Origin of the sequence: Novipirellula sp. (assembly GCF_041583735.1) — a bacterium.
Classification (GTDB): Bacteria; Planctomycetota; Planctomycetia; order Pirellulales; family Pirellulaceae; genus Novipirellula.
This window is the reverse complement of the sequence record NZ_JBFHFD010000670.1, coordinates 1-4,726: the sequence shown is the minus strand read 5'-3', so window position 1 is coordinate 4,726 and position 4,726 is coordinate 1. Positions and strand designations below refer to the sequence as shown.

Sequence of the window (4,726 nt, the reverse complement as noted above, 5' to 3'; positions counted from 1 at the left end):
GACGCAAGCTGGCAGGGTAAATCGTGGGTGTGCCTGCATTATCGACACATCCTTGCCAATCTTCTAAAGTTCAGGATGAGTGAACGCCCGTCCCGTTTGATCGCCTTGCTCTCCCTTCGAAGACTTGCTCTCCCATCGAAGACTTGCCCCTCATCAAAGACTCGCTCCTGTATGTCTGATACAACGCTACCATATGACTCGTTCTTGCTCGTTTCCTTTGGCGGTCCCGAGGGGCCTGATGACGTCATCCCATTTTTAGAGAATGTGTTGCGAGGCAAAAATGTGCCGCGTGAACGGATGATGGAAGTCGTCGAGCATTACCAACATTTCGGGGGCGTCAGCCCCATCAACGAACAAAACCGACAATTGCTTGCAGCGATCAAGACCGAATTCAAGGAGAGTGGCATTGACTTGCCGGTCTACTGGGGCAATCGCAATTGGGATCCGTATTTCGAAGACACGTTGCGACAGATGCGAGACGATGGCCGCAAACGCTCGCTCGCATTTTTTACCAGCATGTTTAGTTCCTACAGCGGTTGTCGCCAATATCGCGAAAACATCCTCGCCGCGCAGACTGCGGTCGGCGAGGGGGCACCGGCGGTCGAGAAAGTGCGAATGGGATTCAACCATCCGCTGTTCATCGAAACGTTGGCCGAGAATCTGCGTGTGGCGGCCCAATCGATCGACGCCAATCTAGCGACGACTCAGGTGTTGTTTACGGCTCATAGCATTCCGTTTTCGATGTCCGATCACTGCGATTATGAACGGCAACTCAACGAGGCGTGCCGCTTGGTTGCTGACATGGCAGGCGCCGACCAATGGAAATTAGTCTACCAAAGCCGCAGCGGTCCACCGCAACAACCGTGGCTCGAACCCGATGTGTGTGATGCGATTACGCAGCTCGATGATTCATCGCCGCTGGGGTCGCTAATCGTCATGCCGATCGGTTTTGTTAGTGATCACATGGAGGTGCTGTTTGATTTGGACGAAGAGGCCGCGGAGCTTTGCAAGTCGCGTGACATCAAGATGGCGCGAGCTGCCACGGCAGGCGTATCGCCTAAATTTGTCAGCATGATTCGCGAGCTGGTTCAGGAACGGTTGTCTGACGATCCGATGCGTCGCGCCCTCGGCGACCTCGGTCCTTGGCACGATGTCTGTCCAGCGGATTGCTGTCTCTACACACCTCAGCGCCGCCCCCAAGTCGGAACGTCATAGCCCAGGCCGCCAGAGCTGTCAAATGTGGGATTGGCTGTCAGCCTTTCGAGGCAGCCAATACCTTGACGTCGCGAAAAATCATCGAGCGATTCGCTTCGAGAAGCGAATCGTACGTTCCTTGGCGAACCACGATTCACCGATGTCCGAGATATCCGGCGACAATCGGATTCTAATAACCGAATTTGCGTCCAAACGGGATTAATTTGGGCGAAGTCGTTGCAAGACTTCTATCAGAGAATCAAACTCTAGTATGCTAGTGGGGGGATAGATTCCACTCTTGAGTTACGCTTGCATCGCTGATACCCATGACCCAACCGCACTCGGCCTTTCTTTTGGGAGATCGACTTCTTGTCGTCCAGTGTGCCGAATCACTGTTGGCTCGTGGATTCCAGATTGCCGCCATCGCATCGTCGCACCCCGATGTGTTGCAATGGTCACGCGGTCACCAGATCACCTGCGTTGATCCTCGGTCGAATTCCCACGCGCTCGCCGATGCCGCGACCGCCGCAGCGCCGTTCGATTTTCTGCTCAGCGTCACTTATCTGCAGATGATCCCCAGCGAGGTGATCGCGTTGGCGACGCGAATGGCGATCAACTTTCATGATTCGCTTCTGCCTGGTTATGCTGGATTGAATTCCACCGCGTGGGCCATCGCGGCGAACGAACCGCAGCACGGGATCACTTGGCATGTGTTGACCGACCAACCCGACGCAGGGGACATCGTGCTGCAAGTGCCGATTGAGATTGCCAGTGACGAGACCTCACTGACGCTGAATACAAAATGTTTCCAAGCGGCGAGCGATTCGTTTGATACGATGGTCGATCGGATTCTGGATCCATCGTTCTGCCCCACACCGCAAGATTTGCAACAGCGGAGCTATTTTTCACGCGACAAACGGTTTCACTGCGACGGTTGGATTGATACCTCGGCTGCGGCGATCGATTGTGCCGCCATCGTTCGTTCGTTGGACTTTGGCGACCGCTTCGAAAATCCGTTGGGCCTACCTAAAATTCGATATCGGAACCAATGGTGGATCACACGTTCGGCCGACGTGTTGGATCTCCCCTCGACATCGGAACCAGGCACGATCGTGGCAGTGGAATCCGACGCGATCGTCGTGGCAACCCGCACCGCGGATCTACGGTTTGGCAATCTCTGGCCGCTGACCACAGCACCCGCGGTTGACAATCAAACAGCGAATGCGTTTGTGGTTGGTGAGTCGCTCGATGCGTTGACAACGACTCAGCAGGACGCGATCAACCAAGCGGCACGGTCCGCAGGCAAGCAGCAGGACTTTTGGATCGAGCGACTCGCCAAAGTTCGACCTTTATTCGTGGTACCCGAGGGAGGTAAATCGAGGCGTGAATCCGAACTGGGATCCGACACGGAAACGTGTCTGCCAATTTCTGTCCCGGATGGCTGGGGCATCGACGACGTGATTGCTGCGTTCGGATTGTTTTTAAGTCGAGTCAGCGGAAATCGCAGCTTTGACCTCGCGTTTTACGATTCGTCGACAGTCGCTGCGGAATTGCTCGCTAAAGATCGACCACTCGGGATTGACATCGATCCCCAGAAAACCTTTGCGACTCATCGAGATACGGTGCGAGCAGAACGCGAATTGATTGAGCGACATGGATTTTTTTCGGCCGATCTGCCACTGCGTTTTCCCGCGATCAACAATGCCCCATGGAAAGACACGGCGAGCATTCTGATCGTCGATTCGCTCGCGGAACCCTCGGCTGTCGATTCGCCGCTTTCGCTGTGGATCACCCCCGATGCCGCGGAGGTGGAAATTCGCTACCAAGCTGCTGAACTCGACGACGTATGGCCTGAGTTGCTTTCTCGCTTGCCACTTTTTATCGCTGGATGCGAAACCAACAACTCGCTGCCTGTGCAGAGAATCTCGCTGCTAAGCAAACCCGAAGAACAACACATCTTGCTCGAGCGAAATCGCACCGATCGTGACTATGATCACTGCGAGACGATTGATCGAGCGATCGCATCGCAAACCAAACGCACGCCGCAGGCGATAGCCCTGGTTGATGGGCAGCACGAGTGGACGTATCAACAGCTTGCTGCCGAAGTCGATCGTTTGGCCACGATCTTTCAATCCCAAGGGATTGGCGAGGGAGATCTTGTCGGGATCGCCACCACGCGAAGCCTTGGCATGGTTGCGGCGATTGTCGCGGTCATGAAGACCGGTGCCGCCTATGTGCCACTGGATCTCGAGTTCCCTGCCCACCGTATCGCGCTGATGATCGACGATGCACGTTTACGCTGCATTTTGGTCGATCCCCTCAGCCGTACTCGCGTGCCAAACAGCGAAGTCGAAACGATTGACATTGGCAATGTCGGATCTTCACCTACCGAGACACAAAAATCGGAAACGCGAGATTCCGCAAGTAAACCGTCCAGTCTCGCCTACGTTATCTACACCTCGGGTTCCACCGGCAAACCCAAGGGAGTGATGGTCACGCATCAAAACGTGATCAACTTCTTTGCCGGGATGGATGATCTGATTCCGCATGATCCTCCGGGCACTTGGCTTGCCGTCACCAGTTTGTCGTTTGATATCTCGGTGTTGGAACTGTTGTGGACCTTGGCACGCGGTTTCAAAGTCGTGCTTCATGATACACCATCGCGAATCGCGTCGACGGCGAAACTGCGTCACGCAGCGAAACCGATCGACTTTGGTTTGTTCTATTTTTCCAGCAGTGCGAATCAGAGCGAATCGCCGTATCAGTTGCTGATCGATGGAGCCCGGTTTGCAGACGAGCATGGTTTTTCATCGGTCTGGACTCCCGAGCGTCATTTCCACGATTTTGGCGGATTGTACCCGAATCCATCGGTGACCAGCGCCGCCGTCGCCGCGATCACCCACCGCATCGCAATCCGCTCGGGTAGCGTCGTGTTGCCACTGCATCATCCGGCTCGCGTCACCGAAGAATGGTCCGTGGTCGACCAGATTTCGGGCGGCCGCGTCGGCATCTCGTTCGCCTCGGGTTGGCAACCGAACGATTTTATTTTTGCTCCGGAAAACTATGCCAACGCCAAAACGGTGATGTTAGATAACATCGATCTCGTGCGTCGGCTTTGGCGTGGCGAGACCGTGGGATTTGCCGGGCATGACGGCAAAGAGGTTGCCATCCAAACGTATCCACGTCCGCTGCAAAAAGAGTTGCCGGTTTGGGTCACGACGGCCGGCAACGAAGACACGTTTCGGATGGCAGGTTCAATCGGTGCCAACATCTTGACGCATCTGCTGGGACAAACGATCGAAGAATTGACCGCTCGAATCGACGCGTATCGCGACGCGCGGGCGAAAGCCAGCCACGCGGGGCCCGGTGAAGTCACCGTGATGGTGCACACGTTTGTCGGCGATTCGAATGACGAAGTTCGTGAACTTGTTCGTAAACCGCTGACCGAATACCTGCGAACATCGGCAAGTTTACTAAAAGGATTCTCACACACCTGGGCTGCGTTCAAAAAGCGGACCGATGGAACGACGGT

Annotated in this window: 2 protein-coding genes; both read left to right on the top strand. The window is 55.2% G+C overall.

Annotated features, from left to right (window positions below):
- Positions 1-171 precede the first annotated feature (171 nt).
- The gene (locus ABX962_RS30625) at positions 172-1,215 is read left to right on the top strand and encodes a ferrochelatase (protein WP_372725263.1); all 1,044 of its coding nucleotides are present in this window, start codon (positions 172-174) and stop codon (positions 1,213-1,215) included.
- A 305-nt stretch (positions 1,216-1,520) separates the two neighbouring features.
- Positions 1,521-4,726 (top strand): MupA/Atu3671 family FMN-dependent luciferase-like monooxygenase (locus ABX962_RS30620; protein ID WP_372725261.1); only part of this gene is annotated, 3,206 nt, incomplete at its 3' end.

Bases quoted from the DNA above. Each gene is read 5' to 3' on its own strand.
- ABX962_RS30625 (WP_372725263.1), top strand. From the start codon at position 172: ATGTCTGATACAACGCTACCATATGACTCGTTCTTGCTCGTTTCCTTT.